At 71.1% G+C, this 18,828-nt stretch carries 19 protein-coding genes; 13 read left to right on the top strand and 6 right to left on the bottom strand.

What is annotated here, in order from left to right; genetic code table 11:
* The first annotated feature begins 65 nt into the window (after positions 1-65).
* Positions 66-1,058 carry a GlxA family transcriptional regulator gene (locus LZ604_RS28355; protein ID WP_234518520.1) on the top strand — a complete coding sequence of 331 codons (993 nt, stop codon included), beginning with the start codon at positions 66-68 and terminating at the stop codon, positions 1,056-1,058.
* Between the two features lie 6 nt (positions 1,059-1,064).
* Here LZ604_RS28355 and LZ604_RS28350 read toward each other — a convergent pair whose 3' ends face one another.
* On the bottom strand, positions 1,065-1,367 hold the full coding sequence (locus LZ604_RS28350) for a hypothetical protein (protein ID WP_234518519.1): 303 nt from the start codon (positions 1,365-1,367) through the stop codon (positions 1,065-1,067).
* A gap of 220 nt (positions 1,368-1,587) precedes the next feature.
* On the opposite strand from LZ604_RS28350, the gene LZ604_RS28345 reads away from it, so the two are divergent.
* The 3 genes from LZ604_RS28345 (at position 1,588) to LZ604_RS28335 (ending at position 3,374) form a co-directional block, all read left to right on the top strand.
* A complete protein-coding gene (locus tag LZ604_RS28345; RefSeq protein ID WP_234518518.1) occupies positions 1,588-2,010 on the top strand; it encodes an Hsp20/alpha crystallin family protein in 423 nt (140 codons plus the stop codon).
* A 251-nt stretch (positions 2,011-2,261) separates the two neighbouring features.
* The gene (locus LZ604_RS28340; protein ID WP_372482218.1) at positions 2,262-2,711 is read left to right on the top strand and encodes a DUF2267 domain-containing protein; all 450 of its coding nucleotides are present in this window, start codon (positions 2,262-2,264) and stop codon (positions 2,709-2,711) included.
* Positions 2,712-2,900: 189 nt separating this feature from the next.
* Positions 2,901-3,374: a carboxymuconolactone decarboxylase family protein gene (locus tag LZ604_RS28335; protein ID WP_234518517.1), complete on the top strand. Its 474-nt coding sequence runs from the start codon at positions 2,901-2,903 to the stop codon at positions 3,372-3,374.
* Between the two features lie 72 nt (positions 3,375-3,446).
* Here LZ604_RS28335 and LZ604_RS28330 read toward each other — a convergent pair whose 3' ends face one another.
* Both LZ604_RS28330 and LZ604_RS28325 read right to left on the bottom strand, forming a co-directional pair.
* The gene (locus LZ604_RS28330; protein ID WP_234518516.1) at positions 3,447-6,593 is read right to left on the bottom strand and encodes a DEAD/DEAH box helicase; all 3,147 of its coding nucleotides are present in this window, start codon (positions 6,591-6,593) and stop codon (positions 3,447-3,449) included.
* 161 nt (positions 6,594-6,754) lie between these two features.
* Positions 6,755-7,771 (bottom strand): tetratricopeptide repeat protein, encoded by a 1,017-nt coding sequence (locus LZ604_RS28325; protein WP_234518515.1) that lies wholly within the window; start codon positions 7,769-7,771, stop codon positions 6,755-6,757.
* Between the two features lie 342 nt (positions 7,772-8,113).
* Here LZ604_RS28325 and LZ604_RS28320 point away from each other — a divergent pair, with 342 nt between their 5' ends.
* Both LZ604_RS28320 and LZ604_RS28315 read left to right on the top strand, forming a co-directional pair.
* On the top strand, positions 8,114-8,626 hold the full coding sequence (locus tag LZ604_RS28320; RefSeq protein WP_234518512.1) for a DUF6023 family protein: 513 nt from the start codon (positions 8,114-8,116) through the stop codon (positions 8,624-8,626).
* Position 8,627: 1 nt separating this feature from the next.
* Entirely contained in the window at positions 8,628-9,158 is a 531-nt protein-coding gene (locus tag LZ604_RS28315) for a hypothetical protein (protein WP_234518511.1), read from the top strand.
* 12 nt (positions 9,159-9,170) lie between these two features.
* Here the strand turns inward: LZ604_RS28315 and LZ604_RS28310 are convergent, their stop codons facing one another.
* The gene (locus LZ604_RS28310; RefSeq protein ID WP_234518509.1) at positions 9,171-10,559 is read right to left on the bottom strand and encodes an MFS transporter; all 1,389 of its coding nucleotides are present in this window, start codon (positions 10,557-10,559) and stop codon (positions 9,171-9,173) included.
* 164 nt (positions 10,560-10,723) lie between these two features.
* Between LZ604_RS28310 and LZ604_RS28305 the strand changes: the two genes are divergently transcribed.
* The 4 genes from LZ604_RS28305 (at position 10,724) to LZ604_RS28290 (ending at position 13,590) form a co-directional block, all read left to right on the top strand.
* Positions 10,724-11,251: a winged helix-turn-helix transcriptional regulator gene (locus LZ604_RS28305; protein WP_234518507.1), complete on the top strand. Its 528-nt coding sequence runs from the start codon at positions 10,724-10,726 to the stop codon at positions 11,249-11,251.
* A 74-nt stretch (positions 11,252-11,325) separates the two neighbouring features.
* Positions 11,326-11,637, top strand: a complete 312-nt coding sequence (locus tag LZ604_RS28300; RefSeq protein ID WP_234518505.1) for a DUF6412 domain-containing protein — start codon at positions 11,326-11,328, stop codon at positions 11,635-11,637.
* 142 nt (positions 11,638-11,779) lie between these two features.
* Positions 11,780-12,490 carry a YidC/Oxa1 family membrane protein insertase gene (locus LZ604_RS28295; RefSeq protein ID WP_234518571.1) on the top strand — a complete coding sequence of 237 codons (711 nt, stop codon included), beginning with the start codon at positions 11,780-11,782 and terminating at the stop codon, positions 12,488-12,490.
* A 242-nt stretch (positions 12,491-12,732) separates the two neighbouring features.
* Complete coding sequence (locus tag LZ604_RS28290) at positions 12,733-13,590, top strand: fumarylacetoacetate hydrolase family protein (RefSeq protein ID WP_234518503.1); 858 nt, start codon at positions 12,733-12,735, stop codon at positions 13,588-13,590.
* Positions 13,591-13,615: 25 nt separating this feature from the next.
* Here LZ604_RS28290 and LZ604_RS28285 read toward each other — a convergent pair whose 3' ends face one another.
* Together LZ604_RS28285 and LZ604_RS28280 are read right to left on the bottom strand one after the other, a co-directional pair.
* The gene (locus LZ604_RS28285) at positions 13,616-14,149 is read right to left on the bottom strand and encodes a heme-degrading domain-containing protein (RefSeq protein WP_234518502.1); all 534 of its coding nucleotides are present in this window, start codon (positions 14,147-14,149) and stop codon (positions 13,616-13,618) included.
* Positions 14,146-15,231: a Gfo/Idh/MocA family protein gene (locus tag LZ604_RS28280; protein WP_234518501.1), complete on the bottom strand. Its 1,086-nt coding sequence runs from the start codon at positions 15,229-15,231 to the stop codon at positions 14,146-14,148. Before LZ604_RS28280 ends, LZ604_RS28285 begins: the two co-directional genes overlap by 4 nt.
* Between LZ604_RS28280 and LZ604_RS28275 the strand changes: the two genes are divergently transcribed.
* From LZ604_RS28275 to LZ604_RS28265, 3 genes are all read left to right on the top strand, one after another.
* Positions 15,230-16,555 (top strand): ROK family transcriptional regulator, encoded by a 1,326-nt coding sequence (locus tag LZ604_RS28275; protein ID WP_267971924.1) that lies wholly within the window; start codon positions 15,230-15,232, stop codon positions 16,553-16,555. The two genes, LZ604_RS28280 and LZ604_RS28275, sit on opposite strands and share 2 nt — an antisense overlap.
* Positions 16,556-16,947: 392 nt before the next feature.
* Complete coding sequence (locus tag LZ604_RS28270; protein ID WP_234518499.1) at positions 16,948-17,898, top strand: hypothetical protein; 951 nt, start codon at positions 16,948-16,950, stop codon at positions 17,896-17,898.
* A 52-nt stretch (positions 17,899-17,950) separates the two neighbouring features.
* Complete coding sequence (locus tag LZ604_RS28265) at positions 17,951-18,706, top strand: GntR family transcriptional regulator (RefSeq protein WP_234518498.1); 756 nt, start codon at positions 17,951-17,953, stop codon at positions 18,704-18,706.
* Positions 18,707-18,828 lie beyond the last annotated feature (122 nt).

Below are 18,828 nucleotides of genomic sequence, written 5' to 3'. Positions count from 1 at the left end.
CGTTTCCCACCCCTGACTCACCTGCCCGGCTTGGCGCGGGTCCGGCGCACCCCTACCCTCTCGCCATGCACACCGTCGCGGTCCTGGCTCTCGACCAGGTGATCCCGTTCGACCTCTCGTCCCCGATCGAGGTCTTCTCCCGCACCCGGCTGCCCGACGGACGCCCGGCGTACCGGGTGCGGATCTGCGCGCCCCAGGAGGAGGTGGACGCGGGAGTGTTCCGGATCCGGGCGCCGTACGGGCTGGAGGCGCTGGCGGAGGCCGACACGATCATCCTGCCCGGCACGGCGGACCCGACCCTGCCGCTGCCGGAAGGCGTGAAGGAGGCCCTGTGCGCGGCCGCGGCCAACGGCACCCGCATCGCCTCCGTGTGCGCGGGCGCGTTCGTGCTCGCGGCGACGGGCCTGCTGGACGGGCGGCGGGCCACGACGCACTGGGTCGCGGCGCCGCTGCTGGCCGAGCGCCACCCGGAGGTGACGGTCGACCCGGACGTGCTCTATGTCGACGAGGGCCAGTTCCTCACGTCCGCGGGCGCGGCGGCGGCGCTCGACCTGTGCCTGCACATGATCCGCAAGGACCATGGCTCGGCGGTCGCCGCGGACGCGGCCCGGCTGTCGGTGATGCCGCTCGAACGCGAGGGCGGCCAGGCCCAGTTCATCGTGCACCCCCGGCCGCCGGCTCCCGCCGGGACCCCCCTGGAGCCGCTGCTGCGCTGGCTGGAGGAGAACGCCGACCGGGACCTCACCCTGGACGACATCGCGGCCCACGCGGGCATGAGCGCCCGCACCCTCAACCGCCGCTTTCGCGAACAGGCCGGTACGACGCCTCTGCAGTGGCTGCACCGGGCGCGCGTCCGGCGCGCCCAGTACCTCCTGGAGACCACGTCGTACCCTGTCGAACGCATCGCGACCCAGGCGGGCTTCGGCTCCCCGACGGCCTTCCGGGACCGTTTCAAACGAGTGGTGGGCACGAGCCCGTACGCGTACCGGAGGGCCTTTCAGGGAGCACGGGCGTCGAGCGGCGCCGCGGCCCGACGGCCCGCCGGCGCCAAGCCCTAGCGGCCGCTAGCCCCGCCGGTCCGCCACGGCCCAGGAGGCGAGGGCGACGGCACCGGCCACCCCGAACACGGCCGGCCACGCGCCCACCTTCTTGGCCAGCGGATGCGACCCGGCGAACGCGGCGACGTACGCCGCCGTCAGCGCCCCGGCCGCCGCGCCCCCGGCCTGCCGCTGCCACTGCCGCGCCGCCGCGGCCCCCGCGACAGCCAGTACGGCCCCGCCGAGCTGCCGCTTCTTGCTCCAGCGGGCGACGCCGTACCCGCCGACGAGCCCACTCGCGGCCACCAGAGCCGTAGGAACCTTCGCCATCGCTGTCTGCCGCCTTCCACCGATACGTCCTTGGACCGGACTCGGCGGCCATGTTCGCGACCGCACGCCCCGGCGTAACGAGGCTATCTCCGCAGGCGGACACCACGGGCACCCGGTCTGGGCCCCTACTTGAGTCGAGGCTTGTCAACTTTATGCCTGAGCGCTATATAAGAAGCCGTAGGGCATCGCACCCAGTGCCTCAGGAAGGGAGTGACCCGTGATGCTCATGCGTACTGACCCGTTCCGTGAACTCGACCGACTCACGCAGCAGGTCCTCGGTTCCGCGAGCCGCCCCGCGGCGATGCAGATGGACGCCTACCGTGTCGGTGACGAGTTCGTCGTCCACTTCGACCTCCCCGGCGTCGACCCCGAGACGATCGAGCTGGACGTCGAACGTCACGTCCTCAACGTGCGCGCCGAGCGCCGCCCCCCGGCCCCCGAAGGCGCCGAGATGGTCGTGGCCGAGCGCCCCGCCGGAACCTTCACCCGCCAGCTGTTCCTGGGCGACACCCTGGACACGGAGCGCATCGACGCCTCGTACGACGCCGGCGTCCTGACCCTCCGCATCCCCGTGGCCGAGGAGGCCAAGCCGCGCCGCATCCAGATCACGGGCGGCGACCGGCCCCAGCAGATCACCGGCTGACAGCCGCCGAGACCGCCCCCGTCCCACACGTACGAAATCGCGTGGGACGGGCACGGCGATCGGGGTACCCGGGAGAGGACCGGGTGGGGAATGGAAAACGGAGGAGTACCCGCACGATGAGCACGACCACGACGAGCGCGGCGGCGACGAGCACGATCGACGGGACGGTGGCGACCGACGACGTGGCCACGCGCAGGGAACCGGCCGCGCACGACGAACTCGAGGCGGCGGCAGAAGAACCGGTGACGGCGGTGCACGACCTGCCGCCCGCCGGTAAGCCGGCCACGACCTCGCCTGGCGTGGACTGGCCCCGGCTGGTCGAGGCGGTCAAGGAGTCCGGCCAGTACACGACCACGAACGAAGCCGAGCGCACCACGCGCCTCGTGCTCTCCGCCCTGGGCGCCCATGTGGTCGGCGACGAGCGGGTGGAACTGGCCCGCCGACTGCCCGAGGAGGCGGCGCGCCTGATCGCGTCGCAGATCCCGGTGACGTGCCCGCTGACCGCCCCGGAGTTCGTGGACGCGGTCGCGGCCCGTATCGAGGGGGCCACGCGCGCGACGGCACGCTGGGACGTGAGCGCGGTTCTCTCCACTCTGCCCGCACTGGTCGGCGACGACCTGACGTCCCGTATCCTCGCTCAACTCCCCACCGGTTACGCCCTGCTGTTCGGCAAGGCGGACCTTCTGACACGAGCGGCCTGATCCCGATCCATGTCGGCGGAGACAGGGGCCGGACCCGGATGGTCCGGCCCCTTCGCGCGTACCGGAGGGCGAGCGAACCGGCATGAGACGCACGTCACACGCCTCTCGCTGCCCGGACCGTCACATCCCCTCGAACCGCTCCGTCAGTGCTGTGTAACGGACAACACGGCAAGGATCGAGGAGATCACCATGGAAGCCCGTCTCAACTTCTTCACCAACCCGGTCGCGGCCAAGTTCGCCAGGTACATCAACTCGGCCGGGAAGGTCATCAGCGACTCGACCCTGCCGGCGGCGACCCAGGAGCTTGTGAAGATCCGCGCCAGCCAGATCAACGGTTGTGGCTTCTGCACCGACATGCACACCAAGGACGCCGTGGCCGCCGGGGAGACCCACCAGCGCCTCCACCTCGTCGCCGCCTGGCGAGAGGCCACGGTCTTCACGGACGCCGAGCGCGCCGCCCTGGAACTGGTCGAACAGGGCACCCGGATCGCCGACGCGGCAGGCGGCGTCCCCGACGAGGTCTGGGCGAACGCAGCGAAGTACTACGACGAGGACCAGCTCGCCGCGCTGGTCTCCCTCATCGCCCTGATCAACGCGTACAACCGCATGAACGTCATCGTCCAGCAGCCGGCGGGCGACTACCAGCCGGGCCAGTTCGGCTGAGGCCGAGAGTGCGCGAGGGCCCGGAGACCGCACAGGTGTTGTCCACGAGCGGCACCGCTCTCCGGGCCCCCGTCACCTGCTGGCGATGGCCGAGTACGTCCACACATCGGCCGGGAGCTCGTGCTGGAGCTCCCAGGTGATCGCCATCGGCTTGCTGCCGGTGTGCGCCTTGTACGTGGCCGGCCCCAGGAGCATCCACGGTTCCGACTTGCCGATGCTGTTGTTCTTGTAGCGGCGCAGGAAGAGCAGAACATGGCTGCCTTCCTTGGCATGCCGCTGATAGCGCAAGCCAGTCGGGGAGTTTTCGGGCGTGGTGCCCTGCGACTCCCAGTGGAAACGGGTTGGGCTGAGCGCGTAGTCCTTGTAGCGGACACTGGGTGAGAAGTCCCGCTCGTTCTTCTCCTGGGTGATGAGAAGGGCGTCGGTCTTGATCTCCTCGACCCAGGCCACTCCTTGGCTGAAGACGCCGGGCATCTGACCGCCCAGCCGGGCCACTCCGAGGGAGGCGAGGATCTCGGAGCGGTTGTATGCGCTGTGGATCTTCAGCGGGAGGTGGTTGAGCGGCCCATCCAGCGGAATCGGGTAGTGGTCGGACCGGTCGAGGACGTGGGAAAGGACCTGCTGCAATTCGCTGCGGAACACGTGGTGGGAGCGCAGCGACTCGAGGCCTTCGCGGTAGCTGGAGAACCCGCCCGCCTTGTCCCACAGATTGAAGAACAGCATGCGGGCGTATATCTGATCGGTGGGCGAGAGCGAGTCGTAGTCGGGGGCGTCATCTGCGAGAAGGCGTAGATATGCGTGGGCTCGCTCGGGGTCGTCCACATGGAGGAAGGCGTGGACACGCTTGAGGAGTTCCTCTTCGCCGGGTACTTCGGCTTCCTTGACAAGCCCCGCTCTGCGGAGGACCGCTGTCCAGGAGTTCTTGCTCTTGTAGAGCTCCTTGATCTCCCGTCTGCTCTCGCGCAGGTAGTCGGCGAGCTTGGGTGTGCTGTAGTCCCTGACTTCCTTCGCCAGCGTGTTGATCGTGGCATTGAGCTGCGTGCGGATGTTGTCGAGGACCAGGTCCTTGGACTTGCCTTCCAGGAGGATCTGGCAGCCGGAGGGCAGTTGGGGGAAGCCGCGCTCGATGGCGTCGACCAGGCGGTTGCGGGAGAGGTTGGTCAGGGCGCGGAACTGCTCCTCGAAGCGGAACTCCGCCCGGTGCTGGCCGATGAAGTCCAGCACCGTCAGGACCGGCTTGTTCTGCGTGCGGCGTAGCCCCCGTCCCAGCTGCTGGAGGAAGACGGTCGCGCTGTTCGTGGGGCGCAGGAGGAGCAGGGTGTCAACGTCCGGGATGTCCAGGCCCTCGTTGAACAGGTCCACGGAGAAGATCACCTGGATCCGGCCGGCCTTGAGGTCGTTCAGCGTGCGGTCGCGCTCGGCGGGAGTCGAGTCGCTGTCGAGCGCGGCGGCCTTGAATCCCGCCTCGCGGAAGCGGTCCGCCATGAAGTGCGCGTGCCTCTTGGTCACACAGAAACCCAGGGCGCGCATGGCGGCCGGGTTGGCGATCTTGTCCCTGACCTGCTTGATGACGATCAGAGCTCGAGCGTGGCTGGCCGTGTAGAGGTTGCCGAGCTCGTCTTGATCGTAGGACCCCGCTCGCCAATTGAGCTGAGACAGGTCGGTGCCGTCCGGGATTCCGAAGTAGTGGAAAGGGCAGAGCAGGTCGTTCTCCAGGGCTTCCCAGAGCCGCATCTCGGCAGCGATCCGGCCGCCGAAGAACTCGTCCTGCACATTGTGCCCGTCCATCCTCTCCGGCGTCGCGGTGAGGCCGAGCAACTCGGTCGGTGTGAAGTGCTCAAGGACGCGGCGGTACGTGTTCGCCGTGGCGTGGTGGAACTCGTCGATGACGATGACGTCGAAATGGCCCGGATCGAACTGTTCCAGCCGCTGGAGATTGAGGGATTGGACACTGGCGAAGACATGCGCCCACTCGCGGGGTTCGTGCCCGTTGAAGAGAAGCTCGCCAAAGGAGGCGTTGCCGAGTACCTCCTGATACGTACGCAAGGACTGCCGCAGGATTTCCTTGCGGTGTGCCACGAACAGCAGCCGAGGAAGCTCTCCACCGCGCTGGTCACGCAGTGCGCGATAGTCCAGAGCCGCCATGACGGTCTTGCCGGTGCCGGTCGCAGCGACGAGGAGGTTCTCGTGATGGCCGCGGATCTCACGCTCGACTCGCAGACGCTCCAGCATGTCCCGCTGGTGCGGGAACGGCTGGACTTCGAGCCCAGAGAGATTGATCTTGAGCTCGTTCCCCGGCCCCTTGCCACCTGCCTGGGCCAACGCGTCGGCCAACCGGTCCCCGTCGGTGTCGGGGTCGTATGACTCGAAGGCGGCGTCGTCCCAGTACGCGTCGAACGTCGCCTCGAACTTGTCGATCACCCTGGGGGTGGCGATGGACGACAGCCGTACGTTCCACTCCAGACCATCGAGCAGCGCGGCCTTCGACAGGTTGGAGCTGCCTACGTAGGCCGTGTCGAAGCCGGTTTTGCGGCGGAACAGCCAAGCCTTCGCGTGCAGTCGCGTCGATCGGATCTCGTAGTTGATCTTCACCTCGGCGCCGAACTCCCGGACCAGGCGGTCCAACGCGTAGCGGTCGGTGGCGCCGATGTACGTCGTGGTGATGACCCGGATGTGTACGCCTCGCCTCTTCGCCGCGCGCAGAGCGTCTTCGAGCACCCGTATGCCATGCCACTTCACAAAGGCGCACAGCAGATCGATGCTGTCGGCCGTGGCCAGCTCGGCACGCAACTCGGCACCCAGATTGGGGTCGTCCGGCGCGTTGGTGATCAACGCCGTTTCCGAGAGAGGCGTCAGAGGACGGATCGCGTAGGCACCGGGTGCTTCTTGTTCCGCGAGAGCCAGCAGTTGCCGTGGGCCATCGACGATGGAGCCGAGGGTGCCGTCCGTCTGCGGGTCCGGAGCGCTGGCCGACAGCGACCGCATGATCTGGTTAGCGGCGGCCACCTGCTCCCTGTGCGGCAATTGACTCAGCCGGCGCCCCACCACCTCGCCGATGTACCGGGCCAGCACATGAGGAGTCGACTCCTTGCTGACCTCCTCGTCGATGGCCTTCCAGCCCGCGGCTTCGAGCCTTTGTATCCGATGGCGCAGACTTTCCGTGAGGAGTTGCTCGTAGACGCCCGCGACCGGCTGAGCCCCGTCCCCCGATTCCGTCACGACTGCTCCCTCGATCCCCTGTGGGCCCTCGCATACGATCTCTCGAGCCGATGGGAATCTGTTCTAACAGCAGTCACTGACAAGCGACTGTCCGATGACGAAAGTTGATTACTTGCGGACAGTCATCGGCTTGAGAGGTGAAGCCGTCGCGCGGTCGTGGCTCACACCCCTACGCCATGGCACCCGTCATAAACCCGCTCTGAGCCGCACCAGCACACACGGCCCTGCTCCGGCGGCCAAGCCACGGCCCGTCCTCGCGCCGCCAGGGTCGTCGCGTACTGGGGAAGCAGGGACGTGTCCTCCGGGTGCGTGCCCTCCGACGCCGCGAAGGCCTCGTACGACGGGACCGTGCCCGTCACGATGCCCAGGTTCGGGGTGCCGGAGGCGGCCAGTTCCCTCAGGGAGGCCTCTATCGTCGACAGGTGCTCCTCGTGGGAGGAGTACTCGGTGGCCAGCGACGGGTACGCCGACACCAGCTCGTGCAGTTCGGGCGCCGGCCAGTGCAGGATCGCGACCGGGAACGGGCGGGACAGGGCCTCCCGGTACGCGCCCAGCTCCGCCCGCAGGCGGCCGATCTCGGCCTGGAGCTCCGCCGGGTTGTCCGAGCCCAGGGACCAGATCCGCTTCGGGTCGTGGAGTTCGTCCAGGGACACCGAGGAGGAGTGGAGGGTGTCGGCCAGGGTGTCCCACTGGTCATGGGCCGCGCCCAGCATGCGGCGGACCCGGTGGCGGCCGTAGAGCAGCGGGTGGGTGGACTGCGGGGGCTCCGCGGTCTCGCCGACGAGGAGCCGCAGCCCCTCGGTGAACGTCGCCTCCGCCGCCTCGAGCTCGTCGTGCGACTCCAGCGACTCCGCGACGATCAGCCAGGGCGCCGGGTGGCGGGGGGCGGACGCACGGACTCCGTCGATGATCGCCCGGGCTTCCGCCTCGTGGTCGTACTCCCACAGGTTCGATGCCTTCAGGGCCCGTACGAGGTGGGGGTTCTCCAGAGGGTCGGAGGACGACAGCAGGCGGTCGTACAGCGCGGTGGCGCCGGGGCGGTCACCGGCCAGTTCCCGGTGGGCCGCGGCCTGGAGCAGCAGGTGTTCCGCGTCCTGGGGGTACAGGCCGGCAGTCCGCTCCAGGCGTGCTGCTTCGGCGTTGTGGTCGACGTTCTCGGCAGGCGTGTCGGGGCGCATGGGGGACACCGTACTGCCGCCGACCGACAAACGAGAGAGATTCGCAGGCCAGGGGCAGGGGGCGGCGGAGGCCCCGGTCGGGGACCTCACGTCTTGCTCAGAAGATCCGGGAGCGAAGCAGACAGGTGGCAGAGAGCCACTACGGTGCCTGAGAACACCGGGAGACGGTGCCGGGAGAGCGCCGGGAGACGGTGCCGGGAGAGCGCCGGGAGACGTGTGCCCGGAGAACACGGGGAGACGGTGCCGGGAGAGCGCCGGGAGACGTGTGCCCGGAGAACACGGGGAGACGGTGCTGGGAAAACACCCGGACCGGGTACGGCTGGAAGACGGGGGAGACCGGTCATGACCTCTGCGCGTACGGGCGCCGCCGCGCGCCCGCGGGTCTGGATCGCCGGTGGTGTGGTGCCGGCGGCGGTGCTGCTGCTCGCCGCGTGCACTGCGTCCGGACGGCACGAGACCCCGGCGGGTGCCTCGCCCCCGCCGAGTTCCCGGACGGCGGCCCGCCTCTCCGGGCAGACGCTGACCGAGCAGGCTGAGGCGGCCCTTTCCGCCGTCGGCAGCGGGTCGTTGGTGGAGGCGGGTACGGAGCGCGTCGCCGACGGCATCCACACCGAGCACTTGTTGCGCGTGGGCGGGAGATACCTGCTCGACCTGGTGTGCGTCGGCCGGGGCGGTATCCGGGTGGGGTTCACGCCGTCGGGCGCCGGTACGAAGGCCACCGTGCCGTGCGACCGGTCGGTGGTGTCGCAGCGGATCACCCCGCACGGGCACAGCCGGAACAGCTCCGTCCATATCGATGTCGACGGCGCCGAGGGGTCGACCGGTGTGGTCTCCTGGGCCGTTCGGGAGGTGTGAGGTGTCCTCGAGAACGCTTGCGGGATGGGGCACCGCCGCCTGTGCCGTGCTGCTGCTTCCGCTCGCCGCCTGCACGACGGGCCACTCCGGCGCCGGGCCGTCACGCGCGGTACCCGAGCGGTCCAGCGGCTCCGCCACGCCAGGCGAGGTCACGGTGACCGCCACCGCCGCCCCCGAACGGCCCGTGTTCCGGGCGCCGGAGCTCGATGACGGCGAGACCCTCGCCGGCCGCCGGCAGCCGACCAGCGGCAACGCGAGCTTCGAGTTGGGCAAGGGCAGGAGGGGTGACGCTCTGGTCGTCCATGTGCGGTGCGAGGGCCGGGGGAGCATGTACGTCGTGGTGCGGTCGGTGGGTGTCTCCTTCCCCGTGGACTGCCTCGCCGGCCAGATCAGCTCCTACGAGAACCAGTTGGCGCTGACAGGCGCGGACCGCGGCGGCACCGTGTCCGTCTCGGCGCCGCCGGCCGTGCGATGGTCCGTGACGGTCGGCCGGGGCGCACCGGCACCGAAGGGCACGGACGGGGGCGGGTGACCGGCCGATGCCTCAGGCGCCCCGCTCCCGCAGTGCCAGAACACCGGCCGCACCCACCAGGGCCAGACCCGCCGAGACGATCAGGGCGATGTTCGCGCCGTGGGCCGGCGCGCCGCCGCCCGAGGTCACCAGGGCGATGGTGAGGGCCACGCCCGCGCAGGAGCCGATGTAGCGGAACGTCTGCTGGGCGCCCGAGCCCATCGCCGCCCGTGCCATGGGAACCGACTCCACGGCGACCAGCGGTAGCGCGGCGTTCAGCAGACCGCTGCCCACGCCGCCGATCACCAGGCCGGGCAGCATCCGCCCCCATGAGTGGGCGCCTATCGCGCCGAGCATGGTCAGGACGGCGACGGCGTGCAGCCCGAAGCCGAGGGCCAGTTGGTGGCGGGGCGAGACGCGGCCCGCGAGCCGCTTCGCCTGGAGGGCGACCGCGAAGGACAGGCCGGACCAGACCAGGAACAGCCATGCCGTGTCCATGGCAGAGAGGCCCAGCGTCCGCTGGAGCAGGGCCGGCAGGAAGCTGAACAGGCCGATCACCCCGAGGCCCGTGAACAGTCCGGCCGCCGAGGAGCCGAGGAAGCGCGGGCGGCGCAGCAGGGTGAGGTCGATCATCGGGGTGCGGGTGCGGTGCTCGACCAGCGCGAAGACCAGGATCAGGAGCACGGCAGCGGCGAACAGCAGAAGAACCGGTGCTCTCAGCCAGCCGTCCCGGCCCAGGGTGAGCGCGGCCACCAGGGAGACGAGGGCCAGGCTGAAGACGGTTGCCCCCACGAGGTCGGGCCGGCCGGCGCGGGGTGCGCGGGACTCCGCCAGAGTGCGCACCGACAGGACCGCGATCACGAGCGCAGCGGCGCCGAGAACGCCGTAGGCGGCCCGCCAGGTGGGCATCGCCCCGGCGATCAGGGGGCCCGCCGCGATACCGCCGCTGACGAACGCGCCCCACACGCCGGTCGCGTGCAGCCGGCCGCGCGGGCTCGGGTAGGCGTGCACCAGCAGGCCGAGGCTGCTGGCGAGGATGGCCGCGCTCGCTGCGCCCTGGGTGATGCGGGCGAGCGTGAACAGCCAGGTCGAGGTGGTGAAGGCGCCGAGCGCGGCGGTGAGTCCGAGGGCGACCGTGCCGGCCACGAAGATCCGGCGGCGGCCGTAGTCGTCGGCGAGGCTGCCGGCCACCAGGAGCAGCGCGGCCAGGCCCAGCGGGGTGCCGTTGAGGAGCCAGGCCTGAGCGGAGACCGGGGTGTGCAGGGCGGCGACGGTGTCGGGGAGCGTGACCACCGGGGCGGTGTAGTTCATCAGGGCCACGGCCGTGGCCGCGCTGGTCAGGGCGAGGGTGGGGGTGGCCCGTGGGGCCTTTGGGGGCGCGGGTGCGGTGACGGTGGCTGCGGTGGTTTCCAACTGGGACATGGCCTGCGCTTCCGGAGCGGATGGGAGGGGCGGGAGCGGTAGGTTCGTTCTTTGAACTTGCTCGCGCCCCGAACGTAACACGTCGGTTCGCTCATTGAACCAATAAGAGGCAAAGTCGATTCGTTCAATGAACCCGTGGGCTGAAAAGTGGTTACAGTGGGGTCATGGCTCTCGGTAAGGACTACGCGACACAGGAGTGCTCGATCGCCCGGGCGCTGGAGGTCGTGGGCGAGCGCTGGACGCTGCTCGTCGTGCGTGACGCGTTCTACGGCGTACGGCGCTACAACGACTTCCTCGTCCACCTCGGCATCCCGCGCGCCGTTCTCGCGGCCCGTCTCCAGACCCTCACCGCCGAGGGCGTCCTCGAGAAGCGCCGCTACCAGGACTCGCCGCCCAGGGACGAGTACGTGCTCACCGACCGCGGCATCGCCCTGTGGCCCGTCCTGCGCGCGCTGAGCCTGTGGGGACGTGACCACTTCACCGAGAACCGGCTGCGTATCTTCCGGCACGCGTCCTGCGGGACGGAACTGGGCTCGTACGGCGAATGTCCCGCCTGCGGAACCGTCGTGCCCGCTCCGGACGTCGAAGTAGTGCCGGGACCCGGGCTCGACCCGAACCCGGCCGATCCGGTCAGCCGAGCGATCCTCAAGCCGAGGAGGCTGTTGCAGCCGATCGAGATCGAGCATGGGTGACGGCTCTGTGTGACGGGCCTGTATGACGGGACCGAGCCTGTAGGAGGGTGAGACGTGTGAGGGGAGGGCAGTCCATGATCCGTAGCCGGGTGAACCTGTGCCCCGCCGCCGTTCTGCTCGTCCTGCTCCTCGAGGTCGCCGTCCTCGGCACCGGCAGCCTGCCCGCCGCCGTCGCCTTCGCCGCGACCGCCGCGGCCGGCTCCGCACTCGCCGTCTGTGCGCTGATCGCCGCCCGCAGCGTGCCCGCCGTGCCACCGACGCGGGTGCGCACGGCCCTGCGCGACCGCGAGCACCGCACCGCCTTCCTGCCGCAGCGGGACCCCGACGCTCCGGGCCGCAGCCGGCCCCGCGCACCGGGGCGGGCTCTCCCGGCGACCACCGCGTAGGGCCCACACCTCTTCTCTTCGTTTCCAAGCGCTCGCCGCACGCGTGCGCAGACGTGTGACCCCGCGCGGGTCGTCATGCCGACACCTTTTTTCTCCTCCCGGCACGACGAGACCCCCGGAGGGCTCATCCATGTCCACGTTCATGTCCGTGTTCGCCGACCTGGTCGAGTGGCTCGCAGACCTGCTTCAGCCGCTCTTCCACACCTCCGCGACGGCCGCCGCGATCGTCCTGTTCACCGCGCTCGTACGACTTCTCGTCCACCCCCTGTCCCGGGCCGCGGCGCGCGGACAGCAGGCCCGCGCCAGGCTGCAACCCGAGATCGCCGAACTGCGCAGGAAGCACGCGAAGAACCCCGAGAGGCTCCAGCGGGCGGTTCTGGAACTGCACGCCCGCGAACGCGTCACTCCGTTCGCGGGCCTGCTGCCGAGCCTGCTCCAGGTGCCCGCCTTCTTCCTCCTCTACCACCTGTTCTCGAGCACCACGATCGGCGGCGAGGGCAACGATCTGCTCACCCACACGCTGTTTGCCGCGCCGCTCGGTGACCGCTGGGCGGACGCGCTCGGCCACGGCGGACTCCTCGGATCGGCCGGACTCGTCTACCTCGGGCTGTTCGCGTTCGTCGCGGCAGTCGCCGCCTTCACCTTCCGGCGTGCGCGGCGGACGACGGCCGAGAGCGTGGCTCGGGCGGGGGAGGGGGAGCAGGTGCCCGGGCTCGGCGCGGTCGCCAAGGTGATGCCGTTCCTGTCCTTCCTCACCCTGGTCACCGTGGCGGTGGTGCCGCTGGCCGCCGCGCTGTACATGGTCACCAGTACGACGTGGAGCGCGGTCGAGCGGGCGGTGCTCCACCGCTGAGTGTGGTGGCGCTCGGGTCGGGGCCGGTCCGCCGGGCGGTCCGTCGGCCTGGTCGCCGGGCCGGTCGCCAGCCGGTTGCCGGGCGGGTCGCCGGGCCGGTTCGGGCGGTCCAGTCCGTGAACGGGGTGTTGCGGGCCGGACCTTGGCCTTGGAGGATCGACCGGTCCTCCGATGGCTGCGACCCGGCCGCACTCCTGCCGTATCCGTCGGTCGGGCCGCCGCGATCGAGGGAGATTGTGATCATGAAGCTGCTGCGCGTCGGTACCGCGGGAGAGGAGCGGCCCGCGCTGCTCGACGCCGAGGGGACCCTGCGCGATCTGTCGGGTCTCGTCGCGGACATCGACGGGCCGCTGCTCGCCGACGACGCGGCGCTCGACCGGATCCGCACCGCCGCCGCGTCGGGCGAACTCCCGGAGCTGGACGCGGAGGGACTGCGCGTCGGACCGCCGCTCGCCCGCATCGGCAAGATCGTCTGCATCGGCCTCAATTACCACGACCACGCCCGCGAGACCGGTGCCGAACCGCCCGCCGAGCCGGTGATCTTCTTCAAGGCGGCGGACACGGTGGTCGGGCCCCATGACACCGTGCTCGTGCCGCGCGGGTCCGCCAAGACCGACTGGGAGGTCGAACTCGCGGTCGTCATCGGGCGAACGGCCCGCTATCTGGAATCGCGCGAGGAGGCGCCGGCGTACATCGCCGGGTACGCGGTGGCGCACGACGTCTCCGAGCGCGAGTTCCAGATCGAGCGCGGCGGAACGTGGGACAAGGGCAAGAACTGCGAGACGTTCAATCCGCTGGGACCGTGGCTGGTGACCGCGGACGAGGTACCCGATCCCCAGAACCTCGGTCTGAGGCTCTGGGTCAACGGGGAGCTGAAGCAGAACGGGACCACCGCGGAACAGATCTTCCCCGTCGCCGAAGTGGTGCGGTACGTCAGCCGGTTCATGACGCTGTACCCCGGTGACGTCATCAACACCGGGACGCCGGCGGGGGTGGCCATGGGGCGGCCCGAGCCCAAGCCGTATCTCCGGGCCGGGGACGTGGTGGAGTTGGAGATCGAGGGGCTCGGCCGGCAGCGGCAGGAGTTCCGCGACGCGTAGGCGTTCCGCCGGGACAACCGGGGAACTACGGGAGTTCGGCGGCCGCGGGCCGTCCCTGGCCGCTCGCGCAGTTCCCCGTGCGCCCCTGACGGGCCTCTGTGAACCGTTCCAGAGCCTCGACCACCAACGCGTGGTCCTCCAGCTGCGGCAGACCCGACACCACCACCGTGCCGATCACGCCCGCGCCCTCCACCGCGATGGGGAACGCGCCGCCGTGGGCCGCGTACACGTCGGGGTCCAGACGGGAGGACTCCTCGAACGTCGTCCCCTTGGCGCGGAAGCGGGTGCCGACCAGCAGGGAGGAGCAGCCGTAGCGCTCGACCACGCGGCGCTTGCGGTCGATCCAGGCGTCGTTGTCCGGCGTGGAGCCCGGCAGCGCCGCATGGAAGAGCTGCTGGCCACCGCGCCGGATGTCGATCGCCACGGGCGCGCTGCGGGCCCGCGCCAGCTCCACCAGCAGGGTGCCGAGGGCCCATGCGTCGTCGTAGGAGAAGTGGGGGAGCGTCAAGCGGCGCTCCTGGGCTTCGAGTTCGGGGATTCCCGGAGCGGTCGTCGTCACAGTGCCACCGCCACACCCTCGCGGGCCGAGCGCCGGGCCGCCTCGAGGACATCGAGGGCCGCGGCGGCTTCGTGTGCGGTGACCGGGTTCGGACCGCCCTCGCGCAGGGCCCTGGCGACGGCCGCGTAGTACGCCGGGTAGTCGCCGGGCAGGGTCGGTACGGGGCGGCCGCCGCCGCTCAGCGGGGACTCCCCGGCACCGATGCGGCCCCACAGGGACTCGGGCTCCCGGCCCCACTCCGGGCCGGGACGCAGGCCCTCGCGCAGGGCCGCCTCCTGTGGGTCCAGGCCGTACTTCACATAGCCCGCCTCGGAGCCCAGGGCGCGGAAACGGGGGCCGAGTTGGGCCGCCGTCGCGGAGACGTACAGGTGGGAGCGGACGCCGCTGGTGTGCGTGACGGCGATGAACGTGTCGTCGTCCGTCTGCGCACCCGGGCGGCGGACGTCCGCCTCGGCGTACACGGAGGCGGCGGGGCCGAAGAGGACGAGCGCCTGATCGACGACATGGCTGCCCAGGTCGTACAGCAGACCTCCGATCTCCGCGGGGTCGCCGGACTCGCGCCAGCCGCCCTTGGGCTGCGGACGCCAGCGCTCGAAGCGGGACTCGAAGCGCCACACGTCGCCCAGCTCGCCTTCGGCCATCAGCTTGCGGAGGGTCAGGAAGTCGTTGTCCCAGCGGCGGTTCTGGAAGACGGAGAGCAGGAGGCCGCGTTCCTCGGCGAGGGCCGCCAGCCCGCGTGCCTCGGCCGCCGTCCCCGCGATCGGCTTGTCGACCACGACCGGCAGGCCCGCCTCCAGGGCGGCCGTCGCGATCGGGACGTGCGTCCTGTTCGGGGACGCGATGACGATCAGGTCCAGTTCCCCGGCCCGGGGCCACAGCTCGTCCGTGGTGGCGGCGATGCGCACGTCCGGGTACTCGGCGCGCGCCTCCTTCTGCCGCTCGGGGCTCGAGGTGACCACCGTGTCGAGGACCATGTTCTCGGTTGCGGCGATCAGCGGGGCGTGGAAGACGGAGCCCGCGAGGCCGAAGCCGACGAGGCCGACGCGCAGGGGGGTGTCAGTACCAGGGGCTGTGGCAGTCATGGCTCTACTTTCGCAACGCTGTTGCCAAAGTGCAAGCGCGGGGGAGAATGGGGGTGTGGACAGGACGAATGCGGGACCGGGTACAGGCAGGCGTGGGGTCGGGGGAACCGTGGCGGGGGGAGTGAACCTGCTGGGGCTGCGCAGCCACAACGCCGCGCTCGTGCTGGACCTGCTGCGCACGGCGGGGGAGGCCGGGATCAGCCGGCTGGAACTGGCGGAGCGGACCGGACTGACCCCGCAGGCCGTCAGCAAGATCACCGCCCGGCTGCGCGCGGACGGCCTCGCGGTGGAGGCGGGCCGCCGCGCCTCCACCGGCGGCAAACCGCGGACGGTGCTGCGGCTGGTGCCGGAGGCGGGGTATGCGGTGGGACTCCACCTCGACCGGGACGAACTGCGGGCCGTGCTCTGCGACTTGACGGGTGCGGTGGTCGCGGATCGGCGAGCGCCGCTGGACCTGGGCGCCGGCGCGGAGGCCGTGCTGGAGGGAGCCGCCCGGGAAGTGGAGGCCCTGCGCGCCGGGGCGGCGGGAGCGGCGGGAGCGGCGGGAGCGCCGGGGTTGAACGGGGGGAGCCCGGGGCCGGTGGCGAGCGGGAGGAACGTGGGGGCGGAGGTCACCGGGAGGACCACCGGCACCCCCGCCCCCACCCCCCTGCCCATCCTCGGCGTCGGCGTGGCGCTCCCCGGCCCCCTGGACCATCTGCACGGTGTGCTGCACCGGGTCACCGGGTTCCCCGAGTGGGACGGGTTCCCGCTGCGGGACGCGCTCGCACGGCGGCTCGGGATGCCCGTGGTCGTCGACAAGGACACGAACGCCGCGGCGCTCGGGCTCGCCCTGGACGGGGCGGTCGGGGGCGCGTACGCGTCGTTCGCCTATCTGCACCTCGGGACCGGACTCGGTGCCGGACTGGTCATCGGCGGGGCCGTGCACCGGGGCGCGCGGACCGGAGCCGGGGAGTTCGGGCATCAGGTGATCCAGCTGGACGGGCCGCCCTGCGACTGCGGTGACCGGGGCTGCATCGAGGCGCTGTGCCTGGCCGCCGTCGCACGCGGTGACGTGGCCGAGGCGGCGCGGGTCCTCGGCGCGGGCGCCGCGAACCTGGCCGGGCTGCTCGACATCGACCTGGTGCTCCTCGGAGGCCGTACCGTCGCCGCGCACCCCGAGTCGTTCCTGCACGGAGTGGGCGCCGTCCTCGACGCGCGGGCCCGGCGGGAGGGCTCGACCGCGGGTGTCCCGGTGGGCGTCGCCCCCGGAGGGGCGCGCGGGGTGGCGGAGGGTGCGGCCCAACTCCTGCTCGCGCCGCTGTTCGGGCGGGCGGAGGGCTGACACCCGCAAGGTGCGGGTCCGGAGTGACGCCCGGGGAGGGTACGGAGTGGCGCCTGGACAGGGTGCGGAGCGACACCCGGGGAGGGCGCAGGGTGGCACCCGGGGAGGCGGGGTGGCACCCGGGCAGGGGGCAGAGGTGGCGCCCGGGCAGGGCGTGGAGTGGCACCTGGACAGGGCGTGGAGTGGCGCCCGGCAGGGTGGGGAGCGGCACCCGGGCAAGGCGCGGACCGACACCCGGGCAGAGCCCGAAGTGGCACCCGGGCGGGGCGCACGTCGACACCCTCCACAAGGGTGGGCCCACTGCGCTGATCGGGGGGACTTGCCCCTGCCGAGTGCCGCTCTCCAGGCGTGGCGCGCCCCGGAGGGCGCCCCCTATGGAAGCTCATATGTTCATGCGACTGTCTCGACCTTCTCGACTGTCTCTGTTCCTGCCCTGTGCGCTCGCCGCCGTCCTCCTCCTCAGGCAGGCGCCCGCCGCGGCGCTCGTCGCCGACGCGCGGCCCAGCTGCTCCGGTACGTCCGGCCACGACTTCCCCCTCACCACCCGCATCCACGGCGGCCCCGGCAGCTACAAGCCCGGCGGCGCCGACCAAACCTGGTACATCGACCTCCACAACGCGACCGAACAGTCCTGCGAGAACATCCACCCGGTGGTCGTCCTGGCCGACCAGCAGCGCAAGCTGAGGGACGCCGAGGCCAAGCTGGAATTCTTCGGGGACGGCCGCTGGCACCCGGTGACGTTCACCCATACCGACCGGCAGGAGCTGGTCGGCCCCTTCGACGACGGTTTCCCCGGCTTCACGGTGGCCCCCCACGGGCAGCTCACCGTGAAGGTGCGCCTGGCGCTCAGCACGAAGGCCCGGCCGAACGACGTCTTGGTGAGGGCCGCGATCGTGCGGAAGGACGGCAACGACGGCGACTGGGTAGGCGAGTCGAACAACTACTGGTTCCAGATCGAGTCGGCCCCCGCCCCCGCCGCCCGACACACGGACAAGGCGGCCGAACCGGGCAAGGTGGCCGAGGAGTCGGGCAAGGGCCAGTCCGCCCGGCCTGCGGGCGAGGACGAGTCGGCCAAGCCTGCGGGCAAGGACGAGTCGGCCAAGCCCGCGAGCAAGGACCGGCCGGCCAAGCCCGCGAGCAAGGACCGGTCGGCCGAACCGGCGCACAAGAGTGCGGCGGCCAAGCCCCCCGCCCCGGAGCTGACCCCCACCGCCCAGACGCTGGCCGTCACCACGCCGCAACCGCCGCGCGACCTCATCAAGTTCGTCAGCGGACTGATGATGGCCGCGGCAGGCCTGCTCGTCGCGGGCGGGTCCCTCGTGATGGCCCGCAGACGCCACTGACACCGGCCGCCCGCCCCCGGGTGCCGTACGGCCGGTCTGCGACGATCACCCCGTGGACTACCCGAACGACCAGGACCCCGGCGCCCCCGTCCGCTCCGGCATCCCCGAGCACGGCCGCATTCCCAAGTACTACGCGGTGAAGGCGCAGATCGCCGCACTTGTGAAGGAGTTGGGCGAGGGCGGGCTGCTGCCCACCGAACGCGACCTCTCCGAGCGGTACGACGTGGCTCGTGAGACCGTGCGGCAGGCACTGCGCGACCTGCTTCTCGAGGGCAGGCTGCGGCGGCAGGGGCGGGGCACGGTGGTCGCCGGCCCCAAGCTGGAGCAGCCGCTGTCCCTGGCCAGCTACACCGAAGGTGTGCGCAGGCAGGGCCGCACCCCTGGCCGCAGCCTGATCACCCTGGACCGCTTCCCCTGCAACGACGCCCTGGCCGCCGAGACCGGTCTCACCCGCGGTGAACCGGTCTGGCACATGGAGCGCGTGCTCCTCGCCGACGACGAGCGGGTCGGCCTGGAGAGCACCTATGTGGCGGTGGCAAGGGTCCCGCGGCTCGGCACCGACTTCGACCCCGACTCCTCCTTCTACGGCTATCTCCACGAGCAGGGCATCGCCTTCGGCGAGGCCGACGAGCGCATCGAGACCGTGCTCGCCGCACCGCGGGAGGCGTTGCTCATCGGTACGCCGCCGGCCCTGCCGATGCTGCTGATCCACCGCGTCTCCCGGGACACGCAGGGGCGGCCGCTGGAGCGGGTGCGGACGCTGTACCGGGGAGACCGGTTCTCCTTCACCGCCCGTCTGGGCGATTGATCGGCGCGATGGGCGGGTCCTCTTGGACCCGCCCGCTTTTATTACGGATGGATAACAGGTCTAGCCCAAACTTGAAGGGCGGTTCACCATCTGGATGCCGACCGGATCCTTCCGGTTTTCCC

This window comes from Streptomyces glomeratus, assembly GCF_021462825.1.
GTDB lineage: Bacteria > Actinomycetota > Actinomycetes > Streptomycetales > Streptomycetaceae > Streptomyces > Streptomyces glomeratus.
This window is presented reverse-complemented; position numbering and strand designations above follow the sequence as displayed.